The sequence below is a fragment of the Persicitalea sp. genome, assembly GCF_041751555.1.
Lineage (GTDB): Bacteria > Bacteroidota > Bacteroidia > Cytophagales > Spirosomataceae > Persicitalea.
In genome coordinates, this window is the sequence record NZ_JBGSXF010000241.1 from 1 (window position 1) to 17,670 (window position 17,670).

A 17,670-nucleotide genomic window follows, 5' to 3' on the forward strand; every position below is an offset into this window, starting at 1 on the left:
TGGGCCTCACAGCGGGCGGGGTGCTGGTTCTGTTTCGGCGCAAAGAGTACGGACAGCATTTGCCGATGCGGTATCTTCGGTACTACCTGATCCTGATCTACACCTTTGGCTTTTATGCTTTGTGGAGCAGACTCCTGCTGCGAGAACTGTACTTTCCGATCATCCCGCCCGATAGCCGGGTACTTCTGGCGCGTTTTCTAACGCTTATCAGCGTGCCGTTTTTACTGGCCGGAAAAGCGATGCTGGTACTGTGGGCCATTCATGTTCTCAGGCCCGCCCGCCGCCATTTGATTGTTTCGGGGCTGATGGTAGTGAGCGGGGCAGTACTTCTGGGACTATGGGGTAGGGAACTCACCTGGACCGTCAATCAGATATACGCTGCCTTCGTGTTAGTGCTCATGTTGGCTATGGGTACCTTACTGATATTGGGAGAATCAAAGTACCTCGATCGCAAACCCCAACTACTTCTTGCCGGACTGGTTGTGGGCATTGGGGCCATTCACTTGCCTATGCTGGCGGGTACTACGCCGGTACCTCCTTTTGAAGTGAACTTTATTTTTCTGTATTTCCTGAGCCACACCAGCTTTGCCACCGTCTTTGTTTATCAAGCCAAACTACCCGAAGCTGAGCCTTCCCCCTTGGCGGTGCTACTCTCGACGAAAGTAACTTCGCTGGAAACCTTCATAGAAAGCTACGGAATCACGCCGAGGGAAGCTGAGATTATCCGGGAGATTTACCAGGGCAAAACCAACAAGGAAATTGCCGAGCAACTCTTCGTGACCGTCCAGACCATCAAAGACCACAACCACCGGATTTACCAAAAAACGGATGTAAAAAGTCGCACGAAGTTAGTCTCGCTCATGCGGAAATTTCTGGCGTAGAGGCAAGTGAAAAGTATGGAAGCCCAAACATGACGCGGTGGCTATGTCGAGTTAAAGGTAAAGTGTCAAAAGTTCGTCGTTACGACCACGTTCCCCCGTTTTTGGCCTGTCAGCATATAGTCAAAAGCCTCGCCGATGTCGTCCAGGGCGTAAACCCGGTCGATGAGCGGCGCATATTGGCCTTGCTCGATGAGTTCTCTGATAGCAGGAATACTTACCTTGGGACTGCCTGGAAACGGAAAAACGACCCGCTTACCCTTCTTAAATAATCCCATAATCGATAACGGAATATTCTCCCCGTTTGGCCCCAGTTCGGAAGAAATGTAAATGCCACCCGGTTTCAGCAAATGTTTGCAGGCCCCGAAGGAGCTTTTGCCCACGGCATCGAACACGAAATCAAAAAGTTCGCTCTGCTCGGTGAAGTCTTCCTTCAGGTAGTCTATCATCCGCTCGGCGGGCAGGTACTTTACCTTTTCGTAGCTGTCAGTCGGGTAGGTGAATGTCACCTTCGCGCCCCGGTGCAGCAGCAGTTGAATCGCCGCGTTGCCAATGGCTCCGGTTGCGCCGTTGACCAGCACCCTGTCGCCCGGTTTTATTTTCACTCTTTCCAGGAAAAAGTAGGCATAATGCGCGCCTTCGAGCGAGGCTGCTGCTGCTTCGTGGCTGATGGTATCGGGTTTGCGAAAAATCGGTTTATCGGCTGCAACGCAAACGTACTCAGCGTGGGTACCCAGGCCAGTATCCAGAAAACCGTACACTTCGTCGCCGATTTTAAAGTTGCTAACATCACTTCCCTTATCGACCACCACGCCCGAAAAATCAGTCCCGGTCGTTGAAAGGCGAGGTTTGGGAAAGCCCACAAAAAAGCGGAATATAAACGGCTTGCCTAGCAAAACACCCTCGTCGGTGCGGTTTACGGTGGTGGCCTTTACTTTTACGAGTACCTCATTTTCCTGAGGTTGCGGAATCGGGGCTTCGCGGATTTCAAGGGCATCGGTACTGCTGTAGTTTTTGCGAAAGGTAGTTTTCATAGTTGTGTTTTTCGCGAAGAACGACATTCGGGGGCTGAATAAAATTGACTTTGGTTAAGAAATGGTCCGTCCCCAATAATTACCGTTCAGCGAAACGACGCTCTCGTTCAAGGTAGTTTGTTTAATTTTACGAGGGAAAATTTACAGCAATTCCTTCTAGCTATGGAAAACGAAATATTGAGTTTTTTGTCCAAGCACGTTTCGGTCTCCGACAAACTTAAAGAAGTGATCGTTGCGAGTTCGGTGATCAAACGCTTCAAAAAAGGCACTGTACTTTTAGAGGCGGAAAAGCCCACGAAAGAAAGCTATTTCGTGTTAAAAGGGTGCATCAGAAGCTATCTCATCAGGGATGGAGAAGAAAAGACGATAGAATTCTACACCGAGGAGCAGCCCGTTGCCTTGACAAATTACGGCAAGAACATCCCCTCGGGGCAGTATTTGGTTTGCGTCGAGGATACGACAGTGAGCGTCGATACGCCGGAACACGAAGCAGAGATGTTCAGGAAATTCCCTGAATTCGAGTCGGTCTGCCGGATCATGTCCGAGGCGCTGATGGCCAACTACCAAGAATCTTTTACCAACTACAAGCTGATGACGGTGGAAGATCGCTATCAGCATTTGCAGGAAACCCGGCCCGATTTACTGCAAAGAGTACCGCAGTATCAAATCGCCAGTTACCTGGGCGTCACCCCCGAATCACTGAGCCGCTTGCGCAAGCGGCTGGTAAGCAGGTAAAGCGCTTCTTACCCAACGTCAACGAAACGAGCGACCCAACCTCCCTAGATTTGCATTTTTAACAACTAAAAAATGTAAGTCATGAAAAAACAAATCATTCTGTGGGCCATGCTGCTAGCCATGATCGCGAACACCGTTCAGGGTCAAAAAAAGGAGCGGGAGATGGCTCCCTACCGTAAGTTTTTCGTCGGAAGTACCCTGTTTGTTTTGGGAAATTTCATTCCCGATGATCCCAATCCACCCGATTTTGCGCAGCTCAATTTTGGCTACCGCCTGACTCCGAAGGATGTCGTCTCGCTCGAAATGAACACGTGGAAGTACGCCTGGCCGCTGGGGATTCCCTATGGGCCTAAGAAAACACATCCCGATGAGAAGTACCCAGGCTATACCCGCGACTTCGGAGTTGCTCTGGTTTATCAACGCTTTCTGTGGGAGGGCCTGTACGCGGCCGTTCATGCCATGAACGCTAAACAAAATTATTATGACGAGTCAAACGTAAAGATTCAGAGTGGCTACCAGCTATTTATGACCTATCGGCTGGGATACCACATTCCGCTCTTCAAAAATAGGTTTTTTATCGAACCTTCCGTAACCATGACGCACTGGCCCGTTAAAACGAACGTACCCGACTCGTTCGCCAATTTTGAAAACAGATGGCCCAATCGATTCTTTCCCGAACCGGGTTTGCACTTCGGTTTTAAGTTCTAGAGAAGTAGAATGTTGCTTTGGGAATGGTTTTTTGGGTAGTGGCACAAAATTGTGTCTGCCCCAAAAACCATTCTTTGTTTCTAACCCTCCACTAAAAATGCTCGCCGTCCAGATAAAACAGCCCGGCTCCGCCGACGAACTATTCATCGCGCCCTATCCCACGCCTAAGCCCGCCGCGAACGAAATTCGCGTCCGTGTTCACGCTACGGCCCTCAACCGCGCCGACATCATGCAGCGCGAGGGCAAGTACCCGCCGCCGGAAGGCGCAAGCCTGATCATGGGTCTGGAAATTGCGGGCGAGGTCGAGTCCGTTGGCGAAGACGTAAAGCGCTGGGAGATCGGCGACAAAGTATTTGGCCTGCTGCCGGGTGGCGGATATGCCGAGTTTGCGGTGATGCACCAGGACATGGCGATGCCAATCCCCGACGGATGGGAGTTCACAGATGCTACCGCCGTGCCCGAGGTTTTCCTGACAGCCTTTCAGGCATTGCATTGGGTGGGTAGTTTGAAGGCGGGCGAAACCGTGCTACTTCACGCGGGAGCGAGCGGCGTAGGGACCGCCGCCACCCAACTTGCCCAACTCATGGGGGCCGAGGTGATCGTCACTGCATCGTCGGGTAAGCATGAGTTATGCCTTGAACTGGGCGCAAAGCACGCCATCGACTACCGCAAGGGGCCTTTTCTGGAAGAATTAAAGGAACTCACCGATGGCAGAGGGGTCAACCTCATTATCGACCCGGTCGGAGGTGATTATTTCGACCAGAACATCCAGGCGCTGCAACCCGATGGCCGACTCGTGATGCTAGCCGTAATGGCGGGAGGGAAAGCATCGGCCAATATTGGTCCCATTGTTTTCAAACGATTGCAAATTCTGGGAACTACCCTGCGCTCCCGCAGCCGAGACTACCAGATCAAGCTCACGAAAGAATTCATGGATTTTGCCTACGATTCTCTAATTGGCAAAACTATTCGCCCAGTCGTGGACGAGGTATTCTCCTGGCACGACGTCGCCAAAGCCCACCGCTTCATGGAAGCTAACCTTAGTGCGGGGAAAGTAATTCTTCAAATTAAAGAGTAGTGTCACTTTGGGTCAACGGTGAACGGTTAAATAGTTAAACGGCGTTCTACGGGTTCTTTCGTTCGTGCTACGTTAAATCCACGAATCGTTAACCTATTGACCGTTTTAACTAATCTCCAATGATTAAAAAAATAAAAGCCCTCAGTAAAGAAATTGCCACTGAGGCGGTTGCGAATCGCCGCCATCTGCACCAGAATCCTGAATTGTCATTCAACGAATACCAAACGGCCCGCTTTGTGGCGGATCGGCTCAAAGACTTGGGGCTGGAACCGCAGGAGGGCGTGGCCGATACGGGTGTGGTGGCTTTGATCAGAGGCCGCAATCCCGAAAGTAGGGCAGTAGGGCTGCGAGCCGATATGGACGCGTTGCCGATTATGGAAGCCAACGACGTGCCTTACAAATCACAAAACCCCGGCGTAATGCACGCTTGCGGACACGATGTACATACCTCGTCGCTGCTGGGAACAGCCCGGATTCTGACGCAGTTGCGGGAAGAGCTCGAGGGAACGGTAAAACTAGTTTTTCAACCCGCCGAAGAGAAGGCACCGGGTGGGGCGTCGCTGATGATTAAAGAGGGCGTACTGGAAAATCCCCGCCCCGCCGGAATGCTGGGGCAGCACGTCGCGCCGAATGTCCCGGTGGGCAAGATAGGATTCCGGGAAGGGATGTACATGGCCAGTACCGATGAACTGTACCTGACCGTGAAGGGGAAAGGCGGTCACGGGGCCGTTCCCGACCAACTCATCGACCCGGTGCTGATCGCCTCGCATATCATCGTGGCCTTGCAGCAAATCATCAGCCGCAACCGTCAGCCCGCCAACCCATCGGTACTTTCGTTTGGGCGGTTCATTGCCGATGGCGTAACCAACGTGATTCCGAATGAAGTTAAAATTCAGGGTACCTGGCGCTGCATGGACGAGGAATGGCGGGCCGATGGCCTCCGTCGAATGCAAAAAATGGCCGAAGGCATCGCCGAAGCCATGGGCGGAAGTTGCGATTTTGAAATCGTGAAGGGCTATCCTTTCCTGAAAAACCATCCTGAACTCACCCGCCGTACCAAAGCCGCTGCCGTGGAGTACATGGGGGCCGAAAATGTCGTGGATCTGGATTTATGGATGGCGGGTGAAGATTTCGCCTTTTACTCACAGGTAGTTGATTCCTGCTTCTACCGCCTTGGCACCCGCAACGAAGCGCGGGGCATTGTATCGGGCGTCCACACGCCGACCTTCGATATCGACGAAAGCGCATTGGAAATCGGCCCCGGCCTGATGGCCTGGCTGGCCGTAAAAGAACTCGACCAACGCTGAGGTAGCGTTGGTCGAGTTCTTAAATCTCAAAAAACAAGCAGAAATTTATCTTCCGATTTCCTGGGTGTAACGCCGGGGATCGTAACCCTTGGCAAAAAGCGGATACTGGTCGAAAATGCGTCGCACTACGTTGCGGTAGTAGTTGTTGGGGTTATCCTGTCCGGCATTGAAAAGGCCTGAGGCGTAGCCGCGCCACACGACTTGGTCGCTTTCGGCGTCGATGAGAGACACGATGAGCGTGCCCTTGTCGAGCGCATACTTGATAGGTTCGTAGCGGAAGCCGTCGTTCTCGGTGTCCACCCAAGTCTTAATGACAGGCTGCATGTAGCCCTGGTACCGCAGGTTGTCGTAGAAAATACCGTAGTTCACCAGCAGCGTGGGTTTCTCGGCGGTCAGCTTATAGCCTCGTGCCTGCATTTGGCGACGGATGGACTCGTAGATTTCGGTGCAAAGGTTATTGGTATCACGCTCGCATTCCAAGAAAGTGTAGGACGAGTAATCCTTGAAGTTGGTTTCGTAACTGTAATCGTGCTCGACGAATACTTTACGGCCGTAAGAACAGCCCGCCAGAATGAAGGCTACCGCCACGGCAGCCAAAAGCGTAGTAGATTTCAACATATACTTTTTTAATTTTAAAGGTTAAGAAAAAAGGAACGAAATATAGGTGATTAAAACGTAACAATCAATCCGTTAACAAATTATTCACAAAGTCATAACTCAAAGGCCCATGTAATATTGCAGAGCCTTGCGCATTTCGGCTGGCGACACGGCTACGTCGTGGGCGCAGCTTCCGGCGGCGGTCAACAGTGAAAACCGAACCTCATTTCCGCGGTTCTTCTTGTCCTGCCGAGTGAGCGACACAATAGTCTCTACCTCGCTGGGCTGAACATCGGCTTTACCGAACACCGAGAACATGAACTCCTCAACCTGTTCAAGGGTTTGACGATCGATCATTTTTTTCTGGTAAGCCAGGTAGCTTTCCATCACCATGCCCGCCGCAATAGCCTCGCCGTGCAGCAATCGCTCTTTCGGAGCTTTTCTCAAAAATAGTGTCTCCACTGCGTGCCCGAGCGTATGCCCAAAATTCAGGACTTTTCGTAATCCCTTCTCGGTTGGATCCTGGGCGACGATTGCCTGTTTAATAGCCACCGAGTGCGCAATCAGGTCAGGCCATTTTTGCCGTTCCAAGTCTTTTTCCCGAATCTCGTGCCACTTATCGGCGTCGGCGATCAGGCAGTGCTTCACTACTTCGGCAAAGCCTGAGCGCAGTTCGCGCGGTGGGAGGGTTTCTAGAAAAACCGGGTCGATCAATACCCGAACAGGTTGCTGAAAAACGCCCAAGTGATTCTTGAATCCCCGAAAATCGATCCCTAGCTTCCCGCCTACGCTGGCGTCCACCTGCGCGAGCAGGGTCGTGGGAATTTGGATAAAATCTATACCGCGCTTGTAAGTCGCCGCGCAAAAACCACCCATGTCGCCGATGACACCCCCACCGATATTGATTACCAGCGCGTGACGGTCGAGTTCGGCCTGGGTCATGGCCTCCCAAATTTGCTCGCAGGTGGCCAAGGTCTTGTGCGTCTCGCCGACTGGAACACTTACGACAGAATGCTTCGGAAGGTTGCTTTTTACGAGGTTGTAGCAGTATTTCCGGGTATTCGTATCGGTGATTACGATGAGTTTGGAGTAATTCTTATTTTCTAGAAAACGCTCTAAACTACTGACGATGGGATTGATAACTACGGAGTCGTCCATTTATTTTTTGATAATAAAGCGAGGTGGGTAGGGGTCAAAGATACGAGGGTTGTCGGAAAGTGGACCGTCGCCCGAAATACAACTCCACGAATTTTACGTACTTTTAGGGTTGTATTTTGTAGCGTTGTTTTTCAGGAGATACCCGAAAAACAACGTGGAGATAGCTAGTGAGTTAGTCAAGCATATGCGGATAAGTGTCGTCATTCCTACGTATAATGAGGAGGAAAATATCGGTCGACTGGTAGGTGAGTTGCGGCAGTATGGCGGAGAGAAGCTAGTGGAAGTCATCGTCGTGGATGCGCCCAGCCAGGATCGTACAGCCGAAGTCGCCCGCCGGGCCGGGGCTAAGGTCGTTGTAGCCGACCAGCCGGGCCGCGCCTGCCAGATGAACGCCGGAGCGCAAATGGCCACGGGTGACGTGCTGTACTTCGTCCACGCTGATGTGCGCATTCATCCCGACTACGCCGCCGACATCGAACAGGCTTTGAGCGAAGGCTACACGCTAGGCTGTTATCGGTATCAGTTTGATTCGCCCCACTTGCTCTTGAAAGTCAACGCTTTTTTTCAGCGTTTCGACCGTATATGGAGTCGAGGCGGTGATCAGACGCTGTTTATCACAAAGAAGGAATTTGACCAACTGGAAGGCTACTGCGAAAAACATCGTGTGATGGAGGATTACGAGTTTATCATCCGGGCGCGGAAGCAGCACCGCTTCAAGATTATTCCGAAGAACATCACCGTGTCGTCTCGGAAATATGACGAGAACTCCTACTTCCGTGTGAACATCGCCAACGCCGTAGTCATGTGGATGTACTTTCGGGGGGCACCTCAACAAAAGCTAATAGACACTTACAAGTCGATTATCAAAACCGATAAATACGGAGTTAAACCGGTAGACAATGAAAAGTGGACAGTAGACAGTTAGCGTGTTGGAGATAAAAATAGATAGTAAAAGCTTCAACGTTTAGATATTATACAAAAGCGCTTTTGATATAATTAGTTGGTTACGAGCATTATATAAATTGATTTTCTTTGTCAACTGTCAACTGTCAACTGTCAACTTAAATAAAAATGCACACGACCAACTACTACAATATTTTGATCGAGGTAGCTGACGACTGCCCCGTAAAGGTAGCGGAGGCACCACCCATAAAGGGCAACAGAAAGTCAGTGGCGAATTTGCAATTCGAAATGGTGCAGAAGCACCCTTATCAGTTCACATCCGATGATGTGCTATTTGATATTTTTGCCCAAAGACAGGACTTATCGGAAAGTGAGCGGGAGGAAGCCCGAAAAAAGTTTTTCTCGAAGGGACAACCCTGTTTTCGCGCTTCGCCTTTGCCCAAAAGATACGGTTGGGGCGTTCACAGCGACGCCAAAGGCAAAATAGCCCTGCTGGCCGTCGAATCCGGTGAATACCAAAAATTAGTCGACGACAAAAACACACAGCATACCAAAGCCATGCGCTCTAAAAGAGCTTGAGAAACATTTGTCCATAAATCTCCTTGACAGACAATGAGAAAGCTACTCTCCACTCTCCACTTTATCACTGAATGACTCCACTAATTACCGCCATTCAGCAAGTAGGCGTCGGCGTTGCGGACGCGGGCGAAGCCTGGCAATGGTACCGCCGTGTGATGGGCTTCGACGTCCCGATTTTTGATGACCACGCCGAGGCAAAGCTAATGACCGACTATACTGGTGGCGAAGTGCACGGCCGCCACGCCGTAATGGCCCTCAACATGGCTGGTGGCGGCGGCCTGGAAATATGGCAGTTCACCAGCCGTACGCCCGAGGCGATTGCTTCCCCGCCCGAACCGGGCGACTTGGGAATCTTTGCCGTAAGGATTAAGGCGCCCGATGCGGGGGCAGCCCACAAATGGCTGCAAAAACAGGAAGGTGCACAGGTCGGGCCGCTGAGTGAGTTTCCCGACGGCCCAGGTTTTTGGGGCGTCGATCCCTACGGGAACGCCTTCCAGATTGCCGAGGATTCGTCGTGGTTCGGGCATACTGACCGGGCCGTAGGTGGCGTGGCCGGCGTAGTAATTGGCGTATCGGACATGGATAAAGCGGTGGCTTTTTATAAAACCGTACTGAATCCGTGCGAGGTAGTTTACGACAAGATCGCGGTATTCGAGGATTTGCCCGCTTCGGCTCCCAACCAGCGCTTCCGACGGGTGGTGGTTCGAAAGAAAGTCAGCCCGCACGGGGCATTCAGCCAAATGCTCGGCAACGTCAATATCGAACTCCTGCAAGCGCTCGACCACGAACCGAAGAAATTGTTTGCCAATCGCTATTGGGGCGACCTGGGCTTCATCCACGTTTGCTTCGATACGCTAGACATGGATGCGATGAAAAAGCGGCTGGCCGAAAACAATTACCCGCTCACAGTAGACAGCGGCGGGTCATTTGGTATGGAGTCAGCGGCGGGACGCTTCGCCTACGTGGAAGATCCCGATGGCACCCTAGTCGAACTGGTAGAAATCCACAAACTACCCATTTTGAAGAAAATAGGCTGGTACTTCAACATTGAAAAAAGAAAAGACCAACGCCCGCTGCCCAACTGGATGCTGCGGCTGCTGGGGCTGGGGCGGGTAAAGGACTGATTGGCCCACAAAAAAATGCCGCAACCCGAAAGTTGCGGCATTTTTTTGTGCCTGGCTGGCACACGCCGGGCAAACACAAAGGTTCGCTCCTACTTTGGCGATCTGCATCATTTAGTCACTCAGGGTTTAGTCGTGGGTTTTTCCTCACGGCAGAATGTTAACTTTGTGCCTTTGGAACTTTGCCCCTCTACTTATATAACACCGCATTCACTGCATCCACCGTCCGTTTCACGTTGGGAAGAATTTCCTCGATTAAAGTTGGCGCGTAGGGCAGCGGCACGTCGCGGTTGGTGATACGCATTACCGGAGCGTCGAGGTAGTCGAAGGCGTAGCGCTGAATATGATACGCCAGTTCGGAGGAAATGGAAGCCAGCGGCCAGGCTTCTTCCACAATCACGCAGCGGTTGGTTTTTTTGATCGATTCCACCACAGTGGCGTAGTCGATGGGGCGGACGGTGCGCAGGTCCACGAGTTCAGCACTGATGCCGTTCTTTTCCAATTCCTCAATGGCGGGCAGCACCACGCGTGGAATCATTTTTCCAAATGACACGATCGTTACGTCCGAGCCCTCTTTCTTGATTTCGGCCTTGCCGATCGGAATCAAATACTCCTCTTCGGGTACTTCCCCTTTGTCGCCGTACATCACCTCCGACTCCATAAAAATAACGGGGTCGTTGTCGCGAATGGACGATTTGAGCAAACCTTTGGCGTCGTAAGGATTGGCCGGAACTACCACTTTCAAGCCCGGCGTGTTGGCGTACCAGTTCTCGAAGTTCTGCGAGTGCTGCGCCCCAAGTTGCCCTGCGTTGCCCGTTGGGCCACGAAAGACGATGGGGACATTGTACTGCCCGGCAGACATAGACAACATCTTGGCCGCGCTGTTGATGATCTGGTCAATGGCGACGAGCGAGAAGTTGAACGTCATGAACTCGATGATGGGCCGCAGACCGTTGGCGGCGGCGCCGACGCCGATACCCGCAAAACCCAGCTCGGCGATGGGCGTGTCGATGACCCGCTTGGCTCCGAATTCGTCCAGCATTCCCTGGCTGGCTTTGTAGGCCCCATTGTACTCGGCGACTTCCTCGCCCATCAAAAACACTTTCTCATCGCGGCGCATCTCCTCGGACATGGCCTCCTTTATGGCATCTCTAAACGCTATTTCGGGCATCTTTTAATTTTGAATGAGTGAATGAGTGAATGATAGAATAAAAAAACACAACTGAACGAATGAACCAAACAAGGTTTTATTCTATCATTCTATCATTGTTACGGTAAAACTAGTCATTGAGCCTGAATTCTCAAATTGTTAATAAGGTTTGGGGGCATTTTTCGGGTCATAGTTTGTAATTTTAAGCCAGATCATCCTAAACCTCGTTCCCATGAAAAGATATTTCCCTGCCTATTTCGTACTAGTCATTTTCTTACTTTTTGCTTTGAATTCCTGTAAATCAGGAATGAGCGGTGCAAAAGATGATGTCGTGAGTGGACTGCGAGACGGACGGGTAATGCTGCCCAATGGCTGGTCACTGACGACGCCTGGCAAAAGTCTGCCGCTGGGAGATTTGCCGCTTAATGTGGCGGTAACTGCGTCTGGTAAGTGGATGGCCTTCACCAACAACGGACAGGGAACGCAAACCATCACCCTTGTGGATCGTGAGACTGAAACCGTTTCCGACGAAATCGAGATTCCAAAATCGTGGGTTGGCCTGGCCTTTTCGGCGGACGAGAAGCGATTGTTTGCTTCGGGAGGCAACGACAATCTGATCAGAATTTATCAAAATAAAGCCGGAAAACTCACCGAAAACGGGCAGATTGTACTGGGCGAATCCTGGCCCAAGGGCAAGATTTCCCCGGCCGGGCTGTGCTTCGACGATGCCACCAACTACCTCTATGTTGTAACTAAGGACGACAGCGCCCTCTACACCTGCGATGCCGTGACGCGGCAGGTGCTGCGCCGTGAGCCGCTGCCCGCCGAGGCGTACACCTGCGTGCTTTCGCCTGATAAATCGCAGTTGTACATTTCCCTTTGGGGCGGCGAACGGGTTTTGATGTATGATTTGAAAAAAAGGGCCATCGCCGGAGAAGTGGGTGTCGGCAGCCATCCCAACGATATGGTTATGACGGATGACGGCAAGTACCTTTTCGTGGCTAATGGCAACGAAAACACCGTTTCAGTCATCAACTTATCCGCTCGCAAGGTGGTCGAAACGCTGACCACTTCGCTCTTTCCCGATGCTCCCGTCGGAAGTACGCCCAACGGTCTGGCGCTTTCAGAAGACGAAAAAACGCTGTACGTCGCCAATGCCGACAACAATTGTCTAGCCGTGTTCGACGTGTCGGACCGGGGCGAAAGCCGCTCGCTTGGTTTTATCCCTACCGGTTGGTACCCGACGCTAGTGCGCGAAATCGGGGGCAAAATCTACGTCGCCAATGGCAAGGGCTTTACTTCGCTGGCTAATCCCGGCGGCCCGCAACCCACTATGACTGGCGCTGAACGGGCTAAGGCGGAGTACATTGGCGACCTGTTCCAGGGAAGTCTGTCCATTATCGATAAGCCGGACGAAGGCTTGCTGGCGGGCTACACAAAACTAGTTTATGAGAATACGCCCTATAATAAGGAGAAGGAAACGGTGAGCGAAGGCCAAGCGGGCAACCCCATTCCGCGCGAAGTGGGCGGACCGTCGCCGATTAAGTACGTCTTTTATATTATTAAAGAAAACCGTACCTACGACCAGGTGTTCGGCGATATGCCCGAAGGCAACGGCGATGCAGACCTGTGTCTTTTCCCCGAAAAGATCACTCCCAACCATCACGCTCTGGCGCGGGAATTCGTACTGCTGGATAATTTCTACGTCAACGCCGAAGTGAGCGCCGACGGCCACAACTGGTCGATGGCGGGCTACGCCAACGACTTTGTGGAAAAAACCTGGCCTACCAGCTACGGCGGACGAGGCGGCACCTACGACTACGAAGGAACGCGCAAAGTGGCGCACCCGAAAGATGGCTTCATTTGGGATTATTGTAAAAGGGCGGGCGTTAGCTACCGCACCTATGGCGAATTTGTATCCACCAACGGTCCAAACATCGAGGCGCTAAAAGGCCATTACGATCCCAACTACCACGGCTATGACCTCAGCTACAAGGACGTAGATCGCGAAGCGGCTTGGGAAAAGGACTTCGACGCCCTGGTAGCGGCCAACAAGGTGCCGCACTTCAACTCGCTCCGCATTTCCAACGACCATACTTCCGGGCTTCGTATCGGCGCGCCCACGCCCTTCGCCGCCCTGGCCGACAATGACCTGGCGCTGGGCCGCTTCGTGGAGCATTTGTCCAAAAGCCCCATTTGGAATGAGTCCGTGGTGTTTGTGGTGGAGGATGACGCCCAGAATGGCCCCGATCACGTGGATGCGCACCGCTCGGTTGCCTTAGTCATCGGTCCGCATGTCAAGCGGAATTACGTGGATCACACTATGTACAGCACAACGTCACTACTACGGACGATGGAACTGATTTTGGGCCTGCCGCCGATGAGCCAGTACGATGCCGCCGCTCCTCCGCTCTGGCGTAGTTTTACCGCCAAAGCCGACCCGAAACCCTACACTGCCCTCCCCAATAATGTGGATCTCGGCCAGCGTAACGTCGCCGTGAACAAGCATTCCATCCGCTCGGGCGAGTTGAACCTGGCCGTTCCCGACGCCATCAACGACGTGGAATTCAGCGAGATCGTTTGGAAGGCGGTGAAGGGCCTCGACAGCAAAATGCCCGCCCCGCGACGATCGGCGTTCGTGCGGGCGCGGGCTGAGGAAGAGGATGAAGAAGATTGACTGGGGTTATTAGTTCCCGCTCAGAAGCTTCCCCTTTTGCGTATCGTATTCCTGCTGCGTAATGACTTTTTCGTCGAGTAGCTGCTTCAGTTCGCGGAGTTGGTCGGCTTTGTAGGGCGACATGACGGGCTGCGGCTGCAACATAAATTGATTCTGATCAACGCCGAATTCTCCCTGCAAATCATAGGTGTGCATCGGCTTGTACTTCATTGTCCATAGGAAAGGAAACACGAAGAAAAGGCCGCCGATGATAGCACCCACGTCAGCTTCTTCATTGCGGGAAAAGGCAGTCTCGAAAGGTGCATACCCCTCTTTTTCCAGCCGGACGGTCGTGGTGCTACCGACGATCTTGGTGTCGCGGTGGGGGTAGGGCGTGGTTCCGACGGACTCGCCGTTGAGATAGACGTTGGCGCCGCTCGGATTCGAGCGGATCATCGTTGTGCTGGCGCAGCTCGAAAACAAAATCGAGGCGGCCAGAAGCAATGCGGTGGCTTGGGTGATTGATTTTGCGGTTTTCATGGAGAAATTGGCTTAAGATGGATTGAGAGGTAGTTTTTCAGGTTTTTGAGAAAAAATGTATTTCAAAACAACCTGACTTGTGAAAATAGACAGGTGAAATGTTTCTTTCCCCTATGCTCCATCAAAATATTTCTCAAACCCTCCCTTTTTCTCTATAATTTGAAATCCCCGCCTGTCGCCTTATCTTTCGGCTCATATTAATTTCTGTCAATCCTAGTTTTCGCATGAAAATAGCCGTTCACGGACGTACTTTTTCGGAGTCGGCCCGCCCTTTTATTCAGGCGATGTTCGATGAGTTACGGACGCGGCAGATTGAAGTCCAGCTTTATGCGCCTTTCCGGAAATTCCTGGATTCGTCAGAAGTGCAGCATGGCTCCCATCAAACTTACACCTCCGAAGAAGACTTGTTCGACGCCCGGCTGATGGTCAGCCTGGGTGGTGACGGTACTTTGCTGGAAGCGGTTTCGCTGGTCGGGGCGCGACAGACTGCCGTGATCGGTATCAACGTCGGGCGGCTGGGCTTTCTGGCTACGGTTCCGCCCGAGCGCATCGCCGACATGATCACCGCCCTCGAAGGGGGCAAGTACCACATCGACGAACGCGCGATGCTGGTCATGGAAGCCGACCGAGACATCTTTGACGGGCAGAATTTCGGCCTTAATGATTTTACGATCACCAAGACCGACACCTCGTCCATGATTACCGTTCATGCCTACCTCAATGGCGAGTTCCTCAACTCCTATTGGGCGGACGGCCTGATCGTGGCTACGCCCACGGGTTCGACGGGCTACTCGCTGAGTTGCGGCGGCCCGGTGCTGGTGCCACATACGGAAAACTTCATCCTCACGCCCGTCAGTCCGCACAATCTCAACGTGCGGCCGCTGGTGTTGCAGGATAGTTCGGTGCTGAGTTTTGAAGTGAAAAGCCGCAGCAACACCTGCATGGTGTCGATGGATGCCCGCTCGCAGGTCGTCGATTCCAGCGTGAAGATCACCGTCCGCAAAGCCCCCTTCGCCGCCCGCCTTATCAAAATGACGGATGACGATTTTTTCAATACGCTACGCAGTAAATTGTCGTGGGGATTGGATATGAGGAATTAGTTTTTTCAAGGCACAGAGGCACAAAGTGGCAAAGTGAAATTTTCGTGTCTAAGTATAGAATCCAAAACTATTATTTTAGAATGAAACTTATTCTCCATTCCTTCGATCTGCTTCTAAAGCACACTTTCACCATCGCCCACGATTCGCGCGATGTGCAGCCTACTTTGATTGTGGAGTTGCAGGATGGAGGATTTAGCGGTTTTGGGGAAGCCACGACCAACAACTACTACGGCGTCACGATGGACGGGATGAAGACCGCGCTGGAAAAAGTGCGGGAAGCCGTGGAGAACTACGCGTGGGGGACGCCCGAAAATCTTTGGGAGATTGTGTATCCTGCTTTGCAGGGAAATCCTTTTGCCCTCTGTGCTCTCGACATGGCAGCGCATGATCTTTTTGCCAAGAAACATGGTCAGAAACTTTACGAAAGTTGGGGACTTTCAGCCGACCGCAACCCGCTGACCAACTACACCATCGGCATCGACTCGGTCGAGACAATGGTGGTGAAAATGCAGGAAGTACCCTGGCCTTTGTACAAAATAAAGCTGGGAACGGCGGATGATTTGCGTATCGTCCGCGAGCTGCGCCAGCATACCGACGCCCGCTTCCGGGTGGATGCCAACTGCGCCTGGACCGCCGACCAAGCCATTGCCTACGCGCCCGAACTGAAAACGTTGGGCGTGGAGTTCATCGAGCAACCGCTCGCTGCGGCCGACCGCGAGGGAATGAAGCGCGTCTTTGCCGAAAGTGCGCTGCCCGTCATCGCCGACGAAAGCTGCATCGTGGAAAGCGACGTGGACTTGTGCGCCGGACTTTTTCACGGCGTCAACGTGAAGCTCACCAAGTGCGGTGGCCTTACACCTGCCCGCCGCATGATCGCCCGCGCTAAGGAATTGGGAATGAAAACGATGGTCGGTTGTATGACCGAGAGCAGCGTGGGTATCTCGGCCATTGCGCACCTGCTCCCCCTGCTCGATTACGTAGATATGGACGGTACTCTGCTCATTTCCAATGACCCTGCCACTGGCGTAACTTTCGACTACGGACAGGTACTTTACGCGGAGGAGAATGGGACGGGCGCCAAGTTGTTGAATCGTTGACGCGGCCGCCCGCGTCATCCCTTGTCCTTTTGACCGTTAACCTTTAACCCCTTTTCCCACGTGTCCCAAATACTCTTTACCAACTCCCTACCCGGCCGTACCGTAACGCTGGCCGATGGGCGAGAGTTTTTATGGTTTAGCGGGACGGATTATTTGGGGATGGGGCACAACGAAACGTTTCAGGCGCATTTGGCCGAGGGGTTTCGTCGGTACGGAACGCACTACGGTAGCTCGCGAAATGGCAGTGTGCAGTTGGCAGTGTACGAAGAAGTCGAAGCGGCACTGGCAGGTTTTGTGGGCGCACCCGCCGCGTTGGTAGTTTCGTCGGGGATGTGGTCGGGACAGCTTTTATTATCAGGGCTGGAAACTGCCGCTCAGATCCACTACGCGCCGATAGTGCATCCTGCCCTCTGGGGGCCAGGTTATATTACTCAGGAACTGGCTTGGTCCGAATGGCTACGGCAAACTATCCAGAAAATTCAGCAAAGTGAAGGACAACAAAATCACCTGATCTGTACCGATGCCATCGGCTCGCCCTGGGTAGAAGAATATGCGTTGGATTTGCTGCACGGCCTGCCGGACGGCCGCCAAACTACCCTGATCGTAGATGATTCCCATGGACTGGGTGTTCTGGGTAATCACGGACGAGGTGTTTTCTCCCAACTTCCCCAAAGTAAGAATGTTCGTTCGGTTATCACGGCCTCGCTCAACAAAGCATTGGGGGTGCCAGGCGGGGTGATTTTTGGTAATAAAGATTTCATCCGAAGCATTCGTCAGTCGCCTCGGTTCGCGGGTAGTTCTCCGGCGGCTCCGGCGTATTTCTACGCTTTGCAGCAGAATCTTATCACAGGGGTCTTTCAGGAGGCGCACCAAAATCTATTGGCCAATATCGAATACTTCACCCAAAGACTACCCCTCAAAAACTACCTCGCACAAATTGAGAAGTACCCGGTTTTTTGCAGCCGCGACCCGAGTCTGTATCCTCATCTTTTTGAAAACGGAATTCTGACTTCCCATTTCTCTTATCCA

Annotated in this window: 17 protein-coding genes; 12 read left to right on the plus strand and 5 right to left on the minus strand. The window is 52.5% G+C overall.

What is annotated here, in order from left to right:
• Positions 1 to 881, plus strand: an 881-nt coding sequence (locus ACEW8P_RS08575) for a response regulator transcription factor (protein WP_373512671.1), incomplete at its 5' end; no start/stop codon positions are given.
• 65 nt (positions 882 to 946) lie between these two features.
• Here the strand turns inward: ACEW8P_RS08575 and ACEW8P_RS08580 are convergent.
• The gene (locus ACEW8P_RS08580; RefSeq protein WP_373512672.1) at positions 947 to 1,912 is read right to left on the minus strand and encodes an NAD(P)-dependent alcohol dehydrogenase; all 966 of its coding nucleotides are present in this window, start codon (positions 1,910 to 1,912) and stop codon (positions 947 to 949) included.
• A 162-nt stretch (positions 1,913 to 2,074) separates the two neighbouring features.
• Here ACEW8P_RS08580 and ACEW8P_RS08585 point away from each other — a divergent pair, with 162 nt between their 5' ends.
• The 4 genes from ACEW8P_RS08585 to ACEW8P_RS08600 all read left to right on the plus strand — a co-directional run bounded on the left by ACEW8P_RS08585 (position 2,075) and on the right by ACEW8P_RS08600 (position 5,740).
• A complete protein-coding gene (locus ACEW8P_RS08585; RefSeq protein WP_373512673.1) occupies positions 2,075 to 2,647 on the plus strand; it encodes a Crp/Fnr family transcriptional regulator in 573 nt (190 codons plus the stop codon).
• An 81-nt stretch (positions 2,648 to 2,728) separates the two neighbouring features.
• Entirely contained in the window at positions 2,729 to 3,355 is a 627-nt protein-coding gene (locus ACEW8P_RS08590; protein ID WP_373512674.1) for a hypothetical protein, read from the plus strand.
• Between the two features lie 97 nt (positions 3,356 to 3,452).
• The gene (locus ACEW8P_RS08595) at positions 3,453 to 4,433 is read left to right on the plus strand and encodes an NAD(P)H-quinone oxidoreductase (RefSeq protein WP_373512675.1); all 981 of its coding nucleotides are present in this window, start codon (positions 3,453 to 3,455) and stop codon (positions 4,431 to 4,433) included.
• Between the two features lie 119 nt (positions 4,434 to 4,552).
• Positions 4,553 to 5,740, plus strand: coding sequence for a M20 family metallopeptidase (locus ACEW8P_RS08600; RefSeq protein WP_373512676.1), 1,188 nt, complete (start codon positions 4,553 to 4,555; stop codon positions 5,738 to 5,740).
• Positions 5,741 to 5,785: 45 nt separating this feature from the next.
• Here the strand turns inward: ACEW8P_RS08600 and ACEW8P_RS08605 are convergent, their stop codons facing one another.
• Together ACEW8P_RS08605 and aroB are read right to left on the minus strand one after the other, a co-directional pair.
• Positions 5,786 to 6,358 carry a DUF4136 domain-containing protein gene (locus ACEW8P_RS08605; protein ID WP_373512677.1) on the minus strand — a complete coding sequence of 191 codons (573 nt, stop codon included), beginning with the start codon at positions 6,356 to 6,358 and terminating at the stop codon, positions 5,786 to 5,788.
• Positions 6,359 to 6,457: 99 nt separating this feature from the next.
• A complete protein-coding gene (aroB, locus tag ACEW8P_RS08610; RefSeq protein WP_373512678.1) occupies positions 6,458 to 7,495 on the minus strand; it encodes a 3-dehydroquinate synthase in 1,038 nt (345 codons plus the stop codon).
• A 184-nt stretch (positions 7,496 to 7,679) separates the two neighbouring features.
• On the opposite strand from aroB, the gene ACEW8P_RS08615 reads away from it, so the two are divergent.
• The 3 genes from ACEW8P_RS08615 to ACEW8P_RS08625 all read left to right on the plus strand — a co-directional run bounded on the left by ACEW8P_RS08615 (position 7,680) and on the right by ACEW8P_RS08625 (position 10,101).
• Positions 7,680 to 8,420 (plus strand): TIGR04283 family arsenosugar biosynthesis glycosyltransferase, encoded by a 741-nt coding sequence (locus ACEW8P_RS08615; RefSeq protein ID WP_373512679.1) that lies wholly within the window; start codon positions 7,680 to 7,682, stop codon positions 8,418 to 8,420.
• 146 nt (positions 8,421 to 8,566) lie between these two features.
• The gene (locus ACEW8P_RS08620; protein ID WP_373512680.1) at positions 8,567 to 8,977 is read left to right on the plus strand and encodes a DUF6157 family protein; all 411 of its coding nucleotides are present in this window, start codon (positions 8,567 to 8,569) and stop codon (positions 8,975 to 8,977) included.
• A 71-nt stretch (positions 8,978 to 9,048) separates the two neighbouring features.
• Positions 9,049 to 10,101 carry a VOC family protein gene (locus ACEW8P_RS08625; protein WP_373512681.1) on the plus strand — a complete coding sequence of 351 codons (1,053 nt, stop codon included), beginning with the start codon at positions 9,049 to 9,051 and terminating at the stop codon, positions 10,099 to 10,101.
• 187 nt (positions 10,102 to 10,288) lie between these two features.
• Here ACEW8P_RS08625 and ACEW8P_RS08630 read toward each other — a convergent pair whose 3' ends face one another.
• Positions 10,289 to 11,269 carry a pyruvate dehydrogenase complex E1 component subunit beta gene (locus ACEW8P_RS08630; protein ID WP_373512682.1) on the minus strand — a complete coding sequence of 327 codons (981 nt, stop codon included), beginning with the start codon at positions 11,267 to 11,269 and terminating at the stop codon, positions 10,289 to 10,291.
• A 211-nt stretch (positions 11,270 to 11,480) separates the two neighbouring features.
• Here ACEW8P_RS08630 and ACEW8P_RS08635 point away from each other — a divergent pair, with 211 nt between their 5' ends.
• Positions 11,481 to 13,925 carry an alkaline phosphatase family protein gene (locus tag ACEW8P_RS08635; protein WP_373512683.1) on the plus strand — a complete coding sequence of 815 codons (2,445 nt, stop codon included), beginning with the start codon at positions 11,481 to 11,483 and terminating at the stop codon, positions 13,923 to 13,925.
• Positions 13,926 to 13,934: 9 nt separating this feature from the next.
• Here ACEW8P_RS08635 and ACEW8P_RS08640 read toward each other — a convergent pair whose 3' ends face one another.
• Entirely contained in the window at positions 13,935 to 14,444 is a 510-nt protein-coding gene (locus ACEW8P_RS08640; RefSeq protein ID WP_373512684.1) for a PEGA domain-containing protein, read from the minus strand.
• Between the two features lie 224 nt (positions 14,445 to 14,668).
• Here ACEW8P_RS08640 and ACEW8P_RS08645 point away from each other — a divergent pair, with 224 nt between their 5' ends.
• The 3 genes from ACEW8P_RS08645 to ACEW8P_RS08655 form a co-directional block, all read left to right on the plus strand.
• Complete coding sequence (locus ACEW8P_RS08645; RefSeq protein ID WP_373512685.1) at positions 14,669 to 15,544, plus strand: NAD kinase; 876 nt, start codon at positions 14,669 to 14,671, stop codon at positions 15,542 to 15,544.
• A gap of 80 nt (positions 15,545 to 15,624) precedes the next feature.
• Positions 15,625 to 16,641, plus strand: a complete 1,017-nt coding sequence (locus tag ACEW8P_RS08650) for a dipeptide epimerase (RefSeq protein ID WP_373512686.1) — start codon at positions 15,625 to 15,627, stop codon at positions 16,639 to 16,641.
• 60 nt (positions 16,642 to 16,701) lie between these two features.
• Positions 16,702 to 17,670: pyridoxal phosphate-dependent aminotransferase family protein (locus tag ACEW8P_RS08655; protein ID WP_373512687.1), on the plus strand; the 969-nt coding region annotated here is incomplete at its 3' end.

Bases quoted from the DNA above. Each gene is read 5' to 3' on its own strand.
- ACEW8P_RS08650 (WP_373512686.1), top strand. From the start codon at position 15,625: ATGAAACTTATTCTCCATTCCTTCGATCTGCTTCTAAAGCACACTTTC.
- ACEW8P_RS08580 (WP_373512672.1), bottom strand. From the start codon at position 1,912: ATGAAAACTACCTTTCGCAAAAACTACAGCAGTACCGATGCCCTTGAA.
- ACEW8P_RS08590 (WP_373512674.1), top strand. From the start codon at position 2,729: ATGAAAAAACAAATCATTCTGTGGGCCATGCTGCTAGCCATGATCGCG.
- ACEW8P_RS08635 (WP_373512683.1), top strand. From the start codon at position 11,481: ATGAAAAGATATTTCCCTGCCTATTTCGTACTAGTCATTTTCTTACTT.
- ACEW8P_RS08645 (WP_373512685.1), top strand. From the start codon at position 14,669: ATGAAAATAGCCGTTCACGGACGTACTTTTTCGGAGTCGGCCCGCCCT.
- ACEW8P_RS08620 (WP_373512680.1), top strand. From the start codon at position 8,567: ATGCACACGACCAACTACTACAATATTTTGATCGAGGTAGCTGACGAC.
- aroB (WP_373512678.1), bottom strand. From the start codon at position 7,495: ATGGACGACTCCGTAGTTATCAATCCCATCGTCAGTAGTTTAGAGCGT.
- ACEW8P_RS08600 (WP_373512676.1), top strand. From the start codon at position 4,553: ATGATTAAAAAAATAAAAGCCCTCAGTAAAGAAATTGCCACTGAGGCG.
- ACEW8P_RS08625 (WP_373512681.1), top strand. From the start codon at position 9,049: ATGACTCCACTAATTACCGCCATTCAGCAAGTAGGCGTCGGCGTTGCG.
- ACEW8P_RS08630 (WP_373512682.1), bottom strand. From the start codon at position 11,269: ATGCCCGAAATAGCGTTTAGAGATGCCATAAAGGAGGCCATGTCCGAG.
- ACEW8P_RS08585 (WP_373512673.1), top strand. From the start codon at position 2,075: ATGGAAAACGAAATATTGAGTTTTTTGTCCAAGCACGTTTCGGTCTCC.
- ACEW8P_RS08615 (WP_373512679.1), top strand. From the start codon at position 7,680: ATGCGGATAAGTGTCGTCATTCCTACGTATAATGAGGAGGAAAATATC.
- ACEW8P_RS08595 (WP_373512675.1), top strand. From the start codon at position 3,453: ATGCTCGCCGTCCAGATAAAACAGCCCGGCTCCGCCGACGAACTATTC.
- ACEW8P_RS08640 (WP_373512684.1), bottom strand. From the start codon at position 14,444: ATGAAAACCGCAAAATCAATCACCCAAGCCACCGCATTGCTTCTGGCC.
- ACEW8P_RS08605 (WP_373512677.1), bottom strand. From the start codon at position 6,358: ATGTTGAAATCTACTACGCTTTTGGCTGCCGTGGCGGTAGCCTTCATT.